Raw genomic sequence first — 15,378 nt, forward strand, 5'->3', positions numbered from 1 at the left:
ACGCCCACCGGCCGTCACGCGCCGGCGCGTGACGGCCGGCGGAGCCATCCGAACACCCCTCCCCCGTCGAGGCGGTCGCGCACCGCCTCCGCGTCCGGCCGGTCCTCCGGATCGCGGGCGAGCAGCGCCCGCACCACCCGCCCCAGCCGCCCGTCGATCCTCGGATCCGGCAGGCTCGCCCGGGCGGCCTGCGCGCTCTCGCGGTCGCGGCCGGTCCCGACCCGCTCGCCGCGGGACGCTGCGGCGAGGAGCAGGCCGAGGGCGTAGAGGTCGGCCGGGGGGCCGCCGGGAAGGCCGTCGAGCTGCTCGGGCGCGGCGACCGACCACTTGCCGGCGAACTCGACGTCGGGCAGCGCCTCGCCGGCCCGGCGCACCACCCCGAAATCAATCAGCGTCGCGCCCTGCGCCCCGCCGCACAGCATCACGTTCTCCGGCGACACGTCGCCGTGGACGAGGCCGGCGGCGTGGACCGCCGCGAGCGCCCCGGAAAGCCGCCGGGCCAGCGCCGCGACGTCCTGCGACGGCAGGGCCCCCCGGGCGCGCAACGCCTCCGCCAGGGTCTCGCCGCGCAGGAGGTCCATGACGATCACCGCGCGGCCGTCGCCGTGGCGCAGCAGGTCGCGGGCCCGGGGGATTGCGGGGTGCGACAGGCTCATCAGGGCACGGGCCTCGCTGACATGAAGGCGCGCCAGCACCGGATCGACGGCGCGGTCGGGCCGCAGGACCTTGGCGGCGTGATCGCTGCGCAGGTCGCGGTGGCGCACCCGGTAGACCTCGGCGAGGCCGCCGCGGCCGATCCGCTCGCGCACCGCGTAGGTGTTGGCGACGATCGTCTCGGGCAGGAGCGTGGCGTCCGCCGCGCCGGGCGGGGCGGCCGGCAGGCCCGGATCGGCGAGGCGGTCGAGGGCGGAGCGGGCGGCGTCGAGGACGATGCGGCGCTCGGGCTCCGGGCGCGGCCGCCCGTCGCCGTCCCGGCCGATCGCCGCCGCGAGCGCATCGAGCCTGACCTGGACCCGCAGGGTCTCGCGGCGCGCCTCCTCCTCCGCCCGGCTCATCGCGTCTCGCTCCCGCCGGAGGCGTCGACCACCACCACCGAGACGTTGTCGCGGGCGCCGGCGATCAGGGCGTCGTCGATGGCGCTCGCCACCGCCTCGGCGGGCGTGCCGTGGCCGGCGACCAGGGCGAGGCCGCGCTCGCCCAGCGCCCCGACGAGGCCGTCGCTGCATAGGACGAACCGGTCGCCGGCCCGTACCGCGCCCTCGGCCCAGTCGAGGGCGAAGGCGTCCTCGGCCCCGACCGCCCGGGTCACGACCTTGCGGCCCTCGCGGGTGGCGTGGTCGCGGGTGAGCGGGACGAGGCCGCGCCCGCGCAGCAGGTAGGCGCGGGCGTCGCCCGCCCAGGCGACGGCGTAGCGCCCCGCGCGCACCATCAGCACCACGACGACCGCGGCCACCACCGCGTCGGGGCCGAGGCGGCGGGCGCGGGCGCGCAGGGCCTCGTTCGCCTCGGACAGCAGCGACTCGATCGCCCCGCGGCCGGGCGCTTCCGGGCCGGGCGGGAGCCCGGCCAGGCGCTCCGCCACGGCGGCGGCGGCGACATCCGCGGCGGCATGGCCGCCGGCCCCGTCGGCGACCGCCCACAGGCCGAGATCGGGCCGGTCCACCACCGCGTCGTCGTTGCGCCGCCGCCGGGTGCCCCGATGGGTGCGCGCCGCCGAGACGAGCCGCACCGCCTCGGCCGGCGGCGGCGCCGCGAGCGGCGCGTCGGCCGGAGGAGGCGCGGGCGGCGGCGGGCGGACCTCCGGTGCCGAGTCCTGTCGGCCGCCCTGGTGCCAGCCCCTCGCCTCCCAGCGCCCGTCGAGGAAGGCCGCGAACTGCTCGGGCGCCGGCGCGCCCCGATGCATCAGGAGCGAGGGCGCGACGGTCTCGGAGCCCGTGGTCCACCACAGGGTGAAGCTGCGGCGCGAGCCCGCCATCGCCGCCTCGAGGACGTCGGCATAGGCCCGGACCGCCTCCATCTCGTCGCCGAGGGCGAAGCGGCGCGACACCTCCGCGCCGTCTGAGGCGGGCCGGTGCGACGGCTCCGGCAGGCCGAGCGCGGCGAGCCCCGCCTCGAAGGCGTCGAAGTCGAAATCGTCGGCCAGGCACGCCCGGGCCCGGGCCTCGGCGGCGTCGAACCACGGCCCGGCGCGGCGAAACAGCCGCCAGGGATCGGGAAGGCCCGGCATCTCGGCGGCGAGCACTAGCGGGAAGTAGCGCCCGACCCGGTCGACCGAGGGCATCAGCACCCCGGCGACCGCATGCGGGCCCATCGTGTCGCGCCCGAGGACGAAGCGCCAGACCGGGGCGACGAGGTAGGCCGGCAGCCAGGCCTCGCCGAGCTGCCGGCGGCTCGCCACGATCGCCCGCGACAGCCACTGGTCGAGGGCGCCGTGCAGGGCCCCGCCGAGGCGGCGGCTGACGAAGTCGCCCCGGCTCGGGACCTTGCCGAACAGCCCGGGCGCGGCCGAGTCCGGCGCGGCGGCCGGAGGCCGTCCGGTCACCGGAACCTCGGGCAGCGGAAGGACCGCAGCGCCGGGAGCGCGAAGGGGTTCGGCCGCGTCGGGCTGCGCAGCTCGAAGCTCGCCTCGTGACCGCCCGCGTCGTAGGTGAGCCGCAGCCGGTCGGGCCCGGCGGGCTCGGGCCGGCCGGCCTCGACCAGGCGGAACAGCGCCCAGGGCCCGGTGAACGCGGCGGCCTCGGGCGGGCCGGGCTGCACCACGACGCGGGCGGCGGGGCTCGCCGGGCCCTGGCCCGGCCAGGTCAGCTTCAGCGGGCGGGCGCTGCCGCGGGTGTAGGTGACCTCCTGGCCGTCGGCGACGAGCGAGGCGGTGGTGGCCTCGGCGTCGAGCCGCAGGGGCGTGACCTCGAAGCCGACCGCCGGCCGCGCGGCCCCGGTCTGGAAGAAGGCCCGGCGGATCTCGTCCGCCGCCTCGACGCTGCGCAGGACCGTCTCGTCGCCGGCCCCCTCGCCGCGCCAGCGCCAGGGCCGGGTCCCGGTCTCGACCAGGTCGGCGAGGTCGGTGCGCAGGAAGCGGGCAAACAGGCCGTCCGGCCCGAACAGGGCCGAGAACTCGGCCAGCCCGACCTCGGCGGTGGCGCTCCGGTCGAACGGGTAGCGCCGCTCGGTCGCGGCCCGGCAGGCCCGGTCGCCGCCGGCCTGCGCCCAGCGCCCGGCGAGGTCCTGCACCTTCGCCCGGTCGCCGGCCCGCGCCACCAGTCCGTCGTCGAGGGCGATCGGGATCAGGGGGCGCGAGAGCAGGACGGCGACGTGGCCGTCGAGGCTCGCCCGCAGGGGAGCCTGGCGCTCCCCCGGGTACAGGCGGGCGAACAGGCCCGACAGGCGCCGCACAGCGAAGGCCCGGTCGAGGCTCTCCTCGCCGCCGAGCATCCGGTAGAGGCGCAGTGCCTCGGCGAGGTCGGGCGCGGACGGCGGCGCGGCCTCGCCCGGCTTGCGCGCCGCCCGCCCGGGCGACGGCTCGGCCTTGGACTTGAGTGCCGGCGCGACGGCCTCCGTCCCGGGGGAGCCGGGCGGGGACCTGTCGGTGGAAGGCTTGTCGGCGAGAGACTTGTCGGCGAGAGACTTGCCCGCCTCCGTCGTGCCGTCGCCGTCCCGCAACTGGGTGGCGAGGGCGACGAGCAGGCGCGGCTGGAGGTAGCCGGTCAGCGCCCGCTCGTAGAGGTTGGCCTGCCCCGCCCGGACCTTCGCGCCCTGGTCGAACGTGTCGAGGAGGCGCGGCGTGCGGTCCTGCGCGTAGGGCGTGGCGGCGTCGCGGGCCTCGGACAGGACCGCGTCGGTGCGCACGAGGTCGGCATCGGCGACCTCCTCCACCGGCAACGTCGCGGCGGCCGCGGTGTAGCGGGCGAGCCGCGCGTCGGTCTGCGCGAGCAGGCCGTCCTGGCGCAGGTAGGCGGCGAGCCAGGTCAGCGCGAGGCCGAGCGCCAGGGCGGCGGCGAGGCCGGCGGCCGCCCGGCGCAGGAGGCGGCGGCGGCGCTCGGCGGCGGGGTTGGTGGAGACGAGGTTCGCCTCGTTGAAGATCACGTCCCGGAAGAGCCGGGCGAGGAAGAAGCTGCGGTGGCCGCCCGCGCCCGCGGGGGAGAAGCGCGGCAGGTCGAGGGCGAAGTGGCGGCTCGCGGTGCGACCGACGAGGTCGACGACCTGCCCGTCCTGCTCGGCCGAGGCGAGGTAGAGGCCGCGCAGGCGCGGCGGCGGATCGAAGCGGGAGGAGGCGGTGATCTCGCCCAGCGCCTCGTGCAGCGGCTCGGCGACGAGCGCGAGCTGGCTCGGGAAGGCGAAGATCTGGGCGCGCCGTTCGGGATCGGTCTCGTCCTGCAGCCGCCCGAGCAGGAGCCCGTTGAGCCGCGCGATCAGGTCGTCGAAGGCGCGCCCGAGCCGGTCGGCGAGGTCGCGCCCCTCGGTCCCGGTCCTCGGCAGGGCCAGGGTGGTGCCCCAGACCTGCTCGCGCTCGCTCTTCGGCATGGCCTCGAAGAAGGCCTCGAAGCCGGCGAGCCGGTCGACCTTGGTCAGCACGACGTAGACCGGCACGCGCAGGCCGAAGGCCTCGTCGAGCTCGCGCAGGCGCTTGCGGATGGTGCGGGCATGGTGCAGCCGCTCGGGGGCGGTGGCCTGGACCAGCGTGTCGAGCCCCAGCATCACGATGGCGCCGTTCAGCGGCTGGCGCCGGCGGTGCTTGCGCAGGAGCTTGAGGAAGCCGCGCCAGCCCGCGGCATCCGCCTCGCCGTCGCCGTCCTGGGCGGTGTAGCGGCCGGCGGTGTCGATCAGGATGGCGTCGTCGGTGAACCACCAGTCGCAGGAGCGGGTGCCCCCCACCCCCTCGACCGATTCGCCGACGCTGTCGGCGAGGGGGAAGCGCAGGCCGGAATTGCGCAGGGCCGTGGTCTTGCCCGAGCCCGGCGGGCCGATCAGCGCGTACCAGGGCAGGGCGTAGACCGACCGGCGGCCCATCGTGCGGCGCAGGAGCCGCAGGGCCTCGCGCAGGCGCGCCTGCAGCTCGGCGACGTCGCCCGGACCGGACCGGGCCGGGTCGGTCCCGGAGACCGCGTCGATCAGCGCCTCGTCGCGGCGCAGCCCGCGGACGAGGTGGTAGGCGCAGTAGACGACGTAGGCCGCCGCGATGGCCGCGACGGCGTAGATCCGGGTCTGGAGCGCCGCGAAGGGCCGCCAGGTCCCGAACGACACCGCCTCGCCGTAGAAGAACACCACGCAGGCGACGACGAGCGCCCAGATCAGCGCGACGAGCCACCAGGCCTTGACCCGGCTCGCATAGGCGGTCGCGTAGGAGCGGATCTCGTAGATCCAGTTGAGGATGTTCACGGCCGGACCTCCTCGCTCTCCTGCCCGGTTTCCCGCGCGCTCTCGGGCACGGACCCGTCGGGCGCCGCCTGCGGGCCGTTGCGCCGGATCACCAGTTCGGTGCGCCGGTTCTGCGCCCGGCCCTCGGGGCTGTTGTTGAAGGCGATGTTCGCGGGGCTGTCGTTCGGGCGCACCGGCTGGGCCTCGCCGCGCCCCTCGGCGCGGATCGCGTCGGTGCCGATCGAGCGGGCGAGGATCGCCGCCACCGCCTGGGCGCGGGCGACCGACAGCTCGTAGTTCGACGGGAAGCGTACGGTGCGGATCGGCACGTTGTCGGTGTGGCCGATGACCTGCACCGAGACGTCCTCGCCCCGGACCGCCCGGCCGATCCGCTCGAACAGGGCGGTGTAGGCCGGCGCGACCTCGGCGCTGCCGCTCTGGAACAGGCCGGCATTGCGGATGCGCAGGGTGGCTCCGTTGCCGTTCGGCACGACGTCGAGGGCGCCCTCGTCGATCTCGCGCTTGAGGGTGCGGCGCAGGCCGTCGACGAGGCGGCTCTGCTCCTTGGCGGCGACCGGGGCCCTGGCCGGGCCCGGCGGCCCGCCGCGCAGGCTCGGCGGCGTGTTCGGGGGCGCCGCGATGAAGGCCGCGAAGGTCGCGTCCGAGCGCCGGTTCACCGCCGATTGCAGCAGCAGGAACAGGCCCGCCAGGGCGAGCACCGCCAGGCCCGCCCCCGCCCAGAGCAGGTGGCGGGCGCCGGAGGCCGCCAGCCGCGCGTCGACGCCGCGCCAGGCCGGCGACAGCTCGCGCTCGGCATCCCCCCGCAGCGTCCGGAACAGGCCCTCGCGGATGCGGCCGATCTCCAGGTGCCCCTGCGGGTGCACCCGCATCCGCCCCTCGAAGCCGAGGGAGAGGCAGTGGTACATCAGCAGCAGGACGTCGCGGTTCGAGCCCGGATCCTTGTGCAGGTGGGCGAGGAGGTCGAAGAAGCGCTCGCCGCCGGTGACGTCGGTGTGGAAGGTCGACACCATGCCCTGGCGCGCCCACAGGCTGTAGGCGCCCCAGGACGAGTTCAGGATCACGTCGTCGATCGTCGCGCAGAGCGCGTAATGCGCGGCCTGGGCCCGCTCGCGGGTCACCGCGACGCCGAGGATCGCCGCCTCGAACGCCTTGACGGCGGCGATGACCCGCAGGCGCAAGGCCTCGAGATCGGGCGTGCCCGACAGGGTGCGCAGCCGCGCGATCAGGCTGAGCAGCGGCAGGGCCGCCTCGACCATCGGGGGCATCCCGGCCCGGGCGAAGTCGCCCGCCTCGGGCTCGGTCGCGGCGGACGGGGCCGCCCGCGGGCCGGCGTCCCGGGAATCGGGGGGGCGGGGACCGGCCGTTCCGGAATCGGCCGTTCCGGCATCGACGCGGAGCACCGTCGGCGCACGCACGCCGCCCGGAGTGGGCTTCACCACCGTCGATTCTGAATCGTAGCCGCGCGGATCCGCCTCCATCACCGTTCCCCGACCGGAATTCTCGTCATCGCGGGTGCTCGCCCTTGCGTCATCCCGGTTCGGACAATGCGCGAGACGCCCGATCGTCGCATCGCGACCGACAAAATATCCGTCCCGAGAGATGTCGCACCGGCGCTTCCCGAAGGAACGGCGGGCTGGCAAAAGACTATCCCGGCGCTCCGGCGCGCGATCGACTCCGCCTTTTGCACCGGACCGGTCGCGACGACGCAGGCCGGCGCGATCCGGTCGCCGAAGAGCCCGGATCTTCGATCGCGCGGCGATCGCGGGCCCGCGGCCCGTGCGGGATCCCTATCAGCCCTTGATCGCCCACAGCTCGAGGTCGAGATCGGGGAAGTTGCCGGCGATGTGGATCGCCACCGCGCTCGACTGCTCGAGGTCGCGCCAGAGCGGGTTGGTGGTGTCGAGCTCGAAGTAGACCGTGCCGCCGCGATAGGGCAGCTGGCGCGGCGCGACCGCGAGCGGGCGAACGGCGATGCCCGGCAGGGCCACGTTGACGAGCTGGGCGATCTGCTCGACCGGGCCGATCTTGATCTGGTTCGGCAGCGAGCGCCGCAGGGTCTCGGGCGGCAGCGAGGCGCGCACCGCCAGCACGAATCCGGCCCCGCGCAGGAGAGTGCGGTCGTTGATGGCGCCGACGCGCACGCCGTGGCGGCGCTCCTGCAGGTCGATCGGCACCGCGACCTGCTCGAGTAGCGCCGAGAGGCCGGCGCGCAGCTCCGCGAACACCGCCGCGAAGGTCGCCGCGAGGTCGTCGTGCTGGTAGTCCGGCAGGTGCGGCGCCCGCCGCGAGGGGGCCGTGAAGGTCGCGATCTCGCCGGCGAGCGCGAGGCAGAGGCCGTAGAACGCCTCCGGATGCAGCCGCCCGGCCTGGGCGCCGGCGTGGCGCAGGAGCGGCTCGGCCCGGTTGAGGACCTGCAGCAGCAGGAAGTCGGCGATCTCGCCGGCCCCGCGGGTCGTCGGGTCGGCGATGCGGGCCGCCAGCGCCTCCGCCCGGTGCGAGACCAGGCCCTGCAGCTCGGCGACGAGGGCGGCGAGCTGGCCCTCGGCGGCGCAGGTGAGGCAGGGCGCCACGAAGCGATCGTCGAGCACCACCGCGAGATCCGAGCGGACCTCGACCACGCGGGCGACGGCCAGCCGCTCGGTGCCGGCGAGCGGCCCGTTCGAGGGCGCGTAGGACAGGCGCAGCCGCCCGACCTCGAGGCCGGCGCTGGCAAAGCCGTCGCCGTTGGCGTCGGGCACGTCGCAGGCGGTGCGCCGCAGCCGCGTCGCCACGTCCTCGCGCCGATCCGCGCCGACCTCGGGGCTGCCGGGCTGGCGCATCGGCACCGCGAGGTGGATCGTCACGTCGCGGGTGCCGGGCAGGAGCTCGAGGGGCGGCGGCAGGTCGGCGTCGCCCGGGGCCTCGAACGGGGTCCCATCCGGGAAGATGCCGCGGGCATGCGACAGCGCGAAGCGCCCGACGCCGAGGAGCTCGCGGTTGATGCCGATCTCCGAGAAGCCCCACGGATAGGGCGAGAGGTCGCGGGTCAGCCCGCGCACGAAGCGCTCGGTCCAGCGGTCGGCCTGCTGGAAATGCTGCACGCGGAGGAACATTCCCTCCGACCAGACCACGCGGTTCTCGCTCAGCATCGGCTCTCAGGGCTCCCCGGATGTCAGGTCTTGCGGGCGTAGCTGCCGCGCAGCGGCGCCAGGACGGCGTCAGCCGCGGCGGCGCCCTCCCCGCCCGCGAGGGCGGCGTGCAGGGCCGCGTAGCGCTCCCAGGCGGCCGCCTTGAGCAGCGGGCCGACCGCGAGCCGCGTCCCCTCGCGGGCGGCGTCCTCGATCGCGTCCGGCAGGATCTGGGCGCCGACCGTGTCGGCGGTCTCGGCGACCGCGAGGCCGAGCGCGCGGGCGTCGCGCGCGACCCCGGCGAGGCGCGCGACCAGGCGGTCGCCGGCATCCTCGGCGCCCGCCGTCAGGAGCTCCGCCACCAGTCCCGCCAAGTCTTGAACTGCCAAGTCTCGGACTGCCAAGCCCTCGACCGCAGGGGCCCCGGCCGCCGCCCCGCCGGACCGCTGGCGGTCCGGCGGGGTCAGGCCGAGGTCCCGCTCGGTCTTGCGCTGGACCGCCTCGACCGTCGCCAGCACGTCGAGGAGGCGGCGCAGGAGCTGGCCGGCCCGCACCAGGGCGGCGCGGTCGCCGGGAGCCGGCCCCGCCGCGAGGCCGCCGAGCCCGGTCCCCTCGATCAGGGCGGCGCAGGCCTCGCTCCAGTCGGGGGCGGCGGGGACCGGCGCACCGACGGCGGGAGACGGCCCTGCCGCGTCGCCCAGATGCCAGTCCGTCGGCAACAGGGTGCGGGCCGGCGCGAGCTGCAGCGCCTCGTTGATAGGCGGGACGTGCTCGCTGCGGCTCGCGAAGTCGCTGAAGGCCTCCTCGGCCTCGGGCAGGTCGGTGAGCGTCGTGGCGGGCGGGGCCTGCCAGCCGTAGGGCTGCACCACCTGGGCGTCGGCGGCGCCGGCCGGCACGGCCGCGAGCCAGTCGCTCGCCGGGCCGCCGAGGCCGCGCGCGGCGCGCGGCTCGCTCGCCTCGCTGGTGCCGGCGAGGATCGCCGAGATGCCGCCCTCGTGCAGCGGTAATCCAGGCGCGCTCCCGTCCTGCGCCGCGTCGAATCCCGTCGGACAGCCCCTCCCGGAGCCCGGCTCTCGCCCGACCCCGATGCGGTAGTCGCCGATCCGGAAGCTGTCGCCGGCATCGAGCGCCCGACGGTTGCCCCGGCCCACCGGCCGCACGTCCTCGGCGAAGTAGACGCCGTTGCTCGACAGGTCGACGAGGTAGAATCCGTCCGCCCCGGCTTCGATCCGGCAATGCAGCTTGGAGACGTGCCGCTCGGGGTCCGGCAACACCCAGTCGCTGTCCGGGCCGCGGCCGATCGAGACCGGGCCGGCCCCGGGCTCGAGGCGGCGCGCATCGATCTCCGGCACGCCTTCCGGCGCCTGCAGGACTCGCAGGGTCAGCGTCATCGCCCGCCTCGGCCGTCTCGCGTCGTCCGCACCCCGCGCCGCCGCCTCAGTTCAGCCGGGAGCGGCCGAGCGGCGCGACGCCGGTCGCACCCATCCGGACCGCGTCGCGCGGCAGGGCCGGCGGCTCCAGGAAGACGACGCCGATCGGCAGGCCCGGCACGCCCGCGATCGTGGCCGGCTTGTTGAAGTTCTGCGCGCCGATGGCGGTCGCGGTCTGGCCGAGGGGCAGGAGGGCAGCGAGCGCCGCCTGGGTGCGCTGGCCGCCCCCGGGGGTGGAGAGCGCGAAGCCGGTCGCGGGGTCGATCGCCACGTTGCGGCTCGTCTGCAGCAGGAGCTGCCCGGCCTGGCCGGCGCCCTGGACGAGGGCGGCCGCGAACAGCCCGGCGTAGCGCTCGAAGGCGTGGTCGTCGACGTCGCGCGAGATCCCGGTGCGGGCGTCCCGCGGCGAGATCGCGTAGGCCTTCAGCGGATACTGGCGACCGTCGAGGAGGACGAGCTGCGTGAACTGGATCGCGGCCTGGTTCGTGCTGTAGACGATCTGCCCGATGAGCCGGACTCCGTGCAGCGGCCCGGCGCGCTGGGCGCCGTCGACGTCGTAGACCGTCGCGAAGATCGGCGCCTGGGGATCGTCCGAGTTGAAGCCCTGGTCGAGGGAGGCGTAGACGGTGTCGCCGGCCCGCGCCACGGCGTAGAGCCGCTCGCGCGGCTGCGCCGGCGCGCCGCCATAGGCGCCCGCCATGCCGCCGGGTCCACCCCCGAATCCGCCTCCCTGGCCCGGCTGGCCGAAATTCCCCTGCCCGGCGCCACCCTGGCCATAGCCACCCTGGCCGAGACCGGGCTGCCCGGGCGCTCCGCCGTAGCCGCCCTGGCCGTAGCCTCTGGGACCGGCGGCCGCCTGGCCCAGATTGCCTTGACCGACATTGCCTGGGGTGAAGCCGGTCTGGCCGAACCCGCCCGGCCCGCCCGGGACTCCGCCGCCGGAGCCGCCCGGCTGCGGATAGGCCGCCTGCTGCAGCGGGGAGCCGGAGCGCGTGCCGCTTCCGCCGGATCCCGGATTGGCCGGGGCCGCCGGCTCGGGCCGGGCGTAGCGCTGCACCGTGAAGCCGCCGCTCGGCGGCGTCATCAGGGCTTCGATCTGCGCGTTGATGCGGGCCTCGATCGCCGGATCCGACAGGACCTGGCCCGGAGGGCCCTGATAGACCACGCTCGGCACCGCCGGGGCCTGGCCCGGCAGCGGCGGCTGGATGAACGGCATCGTCGCCTGCGGCGTCGGCTGGACCGGCGCCGGCGTCCCGGCCTCCTTGGCCGCCGCGCCCCCTTGCCCGGCCACCTGCCCGTCCGCCTGGACCCGGACGAGCGGCGTGCCCGCCAGCGTGGCGGCGAGGATCAGTGCGGTGATCGGCATGTCCGTCCTCTCTCGGCGGTACCCCGGACATCCCCGGTCGTCGCGCCCTTGGCCGGCCCGATGGCCGGTCGGGGCGGGCTCCCCGGGAGCGCGCGCGCCCGCAAGGTCGTCGCGCGCTCAGTCATCGATTGCGACGGCACGCTCGCGCCCGTCCGCGTCGGTGACGAGGAGGCGCGGCACCGGCCGGTCGAAGCGCCAGACCCGCACGCCGTCGGGCGTCTGGGCCATCGCGTCCTGCACCGGATTCACCACCACCACCGGCCCGCGCACGTAGAGCCGCCCGCCGAGCATCCAGGCCGAGACCGCCGGATCGTCGACCCGCAGCCGGACCGCGCCGCGCGGCGGCGTGCCGAGGCCGAACTCGTCCATCAACCGGTCCGGCAGGTCGCCCGTCGCCCGCGCGGCGCGGCCCCGTCCGACCCGGGCGGCGATCGTGCGTACGGCCCCGTCGGGGGCCGCCGCCAATGCAGTGTGGCGGCCCGGCGGCACCGGGATCGCGTCCGGCGGACGCAGCGCCGCAGCGGCGGCGGGATTCGTCGGCGCGGCCGGCTCGCCGGAGCGGGCGGTGAGCGGCGCGGCGCGGCCGCGCACCTCGATCGTCACCGGCAGGTCCACCGCGTCGCCCCCGCGGCCGCCGCTTTGCACGATCAGGACGATCGGAAGCGGATAGTTCTCGAGGGTGATCGAGATGTTGCCGTAGGTGGAGACCCGGCAGGGCATGATGTGGATCGTGGTCGGCCGCTCGGCGGGCGCCGAGGCCTGCCCGCCGCAGCCGCCGCCATCCACCGCGAAGCTGCGCGGATCGTAGGCGGAGGCGGCGATCGGCCAGGGCCGGCCGCCGGCATCCAGGATCGTGATCGGCGTCACCATCCCGAAGGCGAGGTGGACGGTCTGGGGCGTGGCCATGTCGACCTGCGGCTGCACGCTCATCAGCCGCGGCCGGATCTTCGGCGGCCCCTCGTCCCCGTATCCGGGGGCCGTGGCCGCCCGCTGCGCGTCGATCACCCGGTTGCGGATCGCCCCGACATTGCCGGGAGTGAGAATCGCGCTGCCCGACCGATCGGTCATGACGGTCTGGAGCGACGAGATTTCCGCCGGGGTCAATTCACGCGGCGGTGGCGGCGAGGCGGCACGCGGGGCCTCGGACGGAGCCGGAGCTGGAGCCGGAGCCGGAACGGCCGCCTGGGGCGGGGCCGCGGGAGAAGGCCCGGGAACCGGCGCCGCCGCGGAAGGCGGTGCCGGAGAAATCGGAGCCGGAGAAATCGGGGCCGGATTCGTCACGGCGCCGCCGGTCGCTTGGGCCACGCGCCACGGTTGCGCAGGCGCGTCCGCCGCCCCGCAGGTTACCGCCGCCGCGAGGGCGGCGAGTCCCACCGTACGGATCCGTCCCCCCATCCTGCCGGCCCGCCTGTCCCCGAGAACGCCCCTTACAGGCTGGCAATATGACGCAAGGGAGTGCGGGAAAGCAATGGTCGAGATCGCAGGAAAATCGACGGCGTCCAGCACATTTTGCCCGGACCAAGCGTTTCTCCGACGGAGCTGTTATTTTACCGGCGTCGTTCCCTAGATCCTGTGCCCCCGATGCCACAGTTTCTGCCGCGATCGATCCGCATTCCCGTAGGCGATTGACGATCCCATGGCGAGAGATCATGACCGGAGCAGTGGCGTGCGGACGATCGGACATGAAGTTGTTATGGCTTCTTATCGTTCTCTCTTGTGCTGCGTGCCTTCAGGCCTGCTCCCTCACGGGAAGCCGCCCGGGATCTCCGGAGAGCACGCGCATTTTCCTCAAGGAGGAGATGGGACGGCGCGGGCTGTGAGGGCGGCGATTCTGGCGGCGGCGCTCGCAACCGTCGCGGGTGGGCCTGCCTTCGCGCAGCTGAGCCCGATCGTGGCGGCGACCCAGGTGCCCGGGATACCGGTCGCCCCCTACGGCGTGCCTTACGGCGTTCCCCCTTACGTCTACGGGGGCTATCCGCCCTACCAGACACAGAATCCAGGCCTCAACCCCCTCACCCAGGGCCAGCCCAACCCCAACATCGCGCCCCGCGCCGGCGCGACGCCGATGCAGGGCCTTCTCGGCGGCATGGGCGGAGGCGGACAAGGCGGGGGTGGACAGGGCGGCGGCGGTCAGGCGGGAGGACAGGGCGGCTCGCCGGGAGGCGGGAATGCCGGGCTTTCGGCGCCAGACCCCGCCACCAGTTACGAATTGCTGCAGGATCCGGGCTCGCCGGTCTTCGGGCGCTACGGGGCGCTGCAATCGAAGAACGGCGACCTGCGCCAGCAGGTCCTGGCCCAGGCCGCCCGCGGCGTCGGCATCCGCCAGGGCTTCGCCGAGGAGACGGCGCGGCTCAACGCCGAGCTCGACGGCGCCTACGGGGCGGAGCTCGACCGGCGCTACGATTTCGGCCCGCTGATGATCGAGCGCACCCTGGTGCCGCCGGTGATCACCGAGCTCCACCGGCTCGCCGAGCGCGTCGGCGACCGCACGCTCTACCTGACGCTCGGCGCCTTCGAGATCGTCCGCCCGGCGCGTCTCGCGCTGCGTCCGCCGGACTGGCGCGACTACCTCTACAATACCGGCGTGCCGCCCGCCCCGCCGGGGCCGGCGGCGGCGGTGCGTCCGGAGGATTCGACCGAGGAGGGCGTCTGGGGCGTCGCGCTCGAGGCGGGCCTCGCGGTCGGCATCACCGAGGCCCGGGCGAGCTTCGCGGCGAACTTCAACCGCCTCGACCGCGACTTCACCGGGATGGGCCGCTACCACGACCTCGCCCGCAGCGGCGCAGTCAGCCTGCCGACACTCAGCCGGACCCACCATCCGGTCCGGGTCGCGGCGGGCGGCGAGCGGGCCTTCGTCGGCGAGCGCGTCATCCACCTGACGGTCAGCCCGAAATTTCGGGCGGCCCCGCCGGCCGCCTTCCGGTGACGGGCCTCACCCGCCGCGGGCTCGTCGGAGGCGTGGGCCTCGGCGCCGGGCTCGGCCCGGGTCTCTCCTCGGCCCTGGCGGGCGCCGCCGACTCGCTGCGGGACGCGCCCGCCGGCCGCGACCGGCTCTGGTTGATGCGGCCGGACGGGTCGGAACTGCGCAGCCGTTTCCGCACCGGGGCCGGCCACGACAGGACCCAAATCCTGCTCCTGTCCTGGTTCATGCGCGATATCCGCGACGCCGGACGCGCGGTCTGGATGCAGCCGAGCCTGTTCGATCTCCTGGCGGGGGTGCAGGCCAGCATGTCGGCGGTGCACGGCAGCCCGCTACCCGTGATGGTGACGAGCGGCTACCGCACGCCGGAGCACAACGCCGCGCTGGAGAACGCGGCGCGCAACTCGATGCATCTCTACGGCTACGCGGCCGACATCCAGGTGCGCGGCTACCCGCCCCGCGCAGTGGCGCTCGCCGCCTCGTTCTTCTCCCGAGGCGGGATCGGGCTGTACGACAGCTTCACGCATCTCGACGTCTGGCAGCGGCGGACCTGGACCGGTCGCCAGGCGGCGGGGGGCTGACGGCTGGGCATCCCCCGCCTCCCCTGCCGCACCCGGTACCCGGCCGTGCGTTCCCGGCATGACGAACCGCGCTGGCAGTGAGCCCGGTCCCACCGGGCGAGTGCGACCGACATCCGATCGATGGCCGACGACTCGGTTCCGGACGCGGCGAGGATGAGAATTCGAGGAATCGAACAGGCCACACGATACCTGCATCGATGATCCCAAACGCGACGAAGCCCGCCAGACTTACGCCTGGCGGGCTTCGTGGTTCGGATCGTGACGAGGGAATGTATGACGTGCTTGGCAGGTCTGGCGGTGACCGACTCTCCCGTGTCTTGAGACACAGTACCATGGGCGCTGGGGCGGTTAACGGCCGAGTTCGAGATGGGATCGGGTTCTGATCACCCCGCTCTGACCACCAGACCGGCCAAGCACGTCGTCCGGCAAGCATGTTTTTGCGAGTGGCAGCCGGGTGGCTGGTTCGCGCGTCTTCATCGTGTTGTGGTTGGGTTGATCCGGACACGGATCATGAGAGCGATCAAGCCGATCGAGCGATTAGTACTGGTCAGCTCAGCGCGTTACCGCGCTTGCACATCCAGCCTATCCACGTGGTCGTCTT

10 protein-coding genes and 2 rRNA genes are annotated in these 15,378 nt (G+C 75.1%); 2 read left to right on the forward strand and 10 right to left on the reverse strand.

The features are described from left to right. Positions 1-14: 14 nt before the first annotated feature. From BMX97_RS21640 to BMX97_RS21680, 8 genes are all read right to left on the reverse strand, one after another. Positions 15-1,055 carry a serine/threonine-protein kinase gene (locus tag BMX97_RS21640; protein ID WP_143074686.1) on the reverse strand — a complete coding sequence of 347 codons (1,041 nt, stop codon included), beginning with the start codon at positions 1,053-1,055 and terminating at the stop codon, positions 15-17. After that, entirely contained in the window at positions 1,052-2,542 is a 1,491-nt protein-coding gene (gene tagF, locus BMX97_RS32985) for a type VI secretion system-associated protein TagF (protein ID WP_177202307.1), read from the reverse strand. Before tagF ends, BMX97_RS21640 begins: the two co-directional genes overlap by 4 nt. Then, positions 2,539-5,373 (reverse strand): type VI secretion system membrane subunit TssM, encoded by a 2,835-nt coding sequence (tssM, locus tag BMX97_RS21655; RefSeq protein WP_091753318.1) that lies wholly within the window; start codon positions 5,371-5,373, stop codon positions 2,539-2,541. Before tssM ends, tagF begins: the two co-directional genes overlap by 4 nt. Then, a complete protein-coding gene (icmH, locus tag BMX97_RS21660) occupies positions 5,370-6,851 on the reverse strand; it encodes a type IVB secretion system protein IcmH/DotU (protein WP_091753319.1) in 1,482 nt (493 codons plus the stop codon). Before icmH ends, tssM begins: the two co-directional genes overlap by 4 nt. A 312-nt stretch (positions 6,852-7,163) precedes the next feature. Further along, on the reverse strand, positions 7,164-8,501 hold the full coding sequence (gene tssK / locus BMX97_RS21665; protein ID WP_091753320.1) for a type VI secretion system baseplate subunit TssK: 1,338 nt from the start codon (positions 8,499-8,501) through the stop codon (positions 7,164-7,166). Positions 8,502-8,524: 23 nt separating this feature from the next. After that, positions 8,525-9,871: an FHA domain-containing protein gene (locus tag BMX97_RS21670; protein ID WP_091753321.1), complete on the reverse strand. Its 1,347-nt coding sequence runs from the start codon at positions 9,869-9,871 to the stop codon at positions 8,525-8,527. 46 nt (positions 9,872-9,917) lie between these two features. Continuing rightward, positions 9,918-11,276, reverse strand: coding sequence for a DotG/IcmE/VirB10 family type IV secretion system protein (locus tag BMX97_RS34220; RefSeq protein WP_091753322.1), 1,359 nt, complete (start codon positions 11,274-11,276; stop codon positions 9,918-9,920). A 117-nt stretch (positions 11,277-11,393) separates the two neighbouring features. Beyond that, positions 11,394-12,344: a DotH/IcmK family type IV secretion protein gene (locus BMX97_RS21680; protein WP_143074687.1), complete on the reverse strand. Its 951-nt coding sequence runs from the start codon at positions 12,342-12,344 to the stop codon at positions 11,394-11,396. A gap of 748 nt (positions 12,345-13,092) precedes the next feature. Here BMX97_RS21680 and BMX97_RS34225 point away from each other — a divergent pair. After that, a complete protein-coding gene (locus tag BMX97_RS34225) occupies positions 13,093-14,202 on the forward strand; it encodes a type IV secretory system conjugative DNA transfer family protein (RefSeq protein ID WP_091753324.1) in 1,110 nt (369 codons plus the stop codon). Continuing rightward, entirely contained in the window at positions 14,199-14,777 is a 579-nt protein-coding gene (locus tag BMX97_RS21690; RefSeq protein WP_244538573.1) for a YcbK family protein, read from the forward strand. The genes BMX97_RS34225 and BMX97_RS21690 overlap by 4 nt, the downstream gene beginning before the upstream one ends. A gap of 289 nt (positions 14,778-15,066) precedes the next feature. Here the strand turns inward: BMX97_RS21690 and rrf are convergent. After that, a 5S ribosomal RNA gene (gene rrf / locus BMX97_RS21695) occupies positions 15,067-15,182 on the reverse strand. 111 nt (positions 15,183-15,293) lie between these two features. Further along, positions 15,294-15,378: ribosomal RNA gene (locus BMX97_RS21700) — 23S ribosomal RNA — on the reverse strand; the annotation flags it as partial.

It is taken from the genome of Methylobacterium sp. ap11, assembly GCF_900110515.1.
Classification (GTDB): Bacteria; Pseudomonadota; Alphaproteobacteria; order Rhizobiales; family Beijerinckiaceae; genus Methylobacterium; species Methylobacterium ajmalii.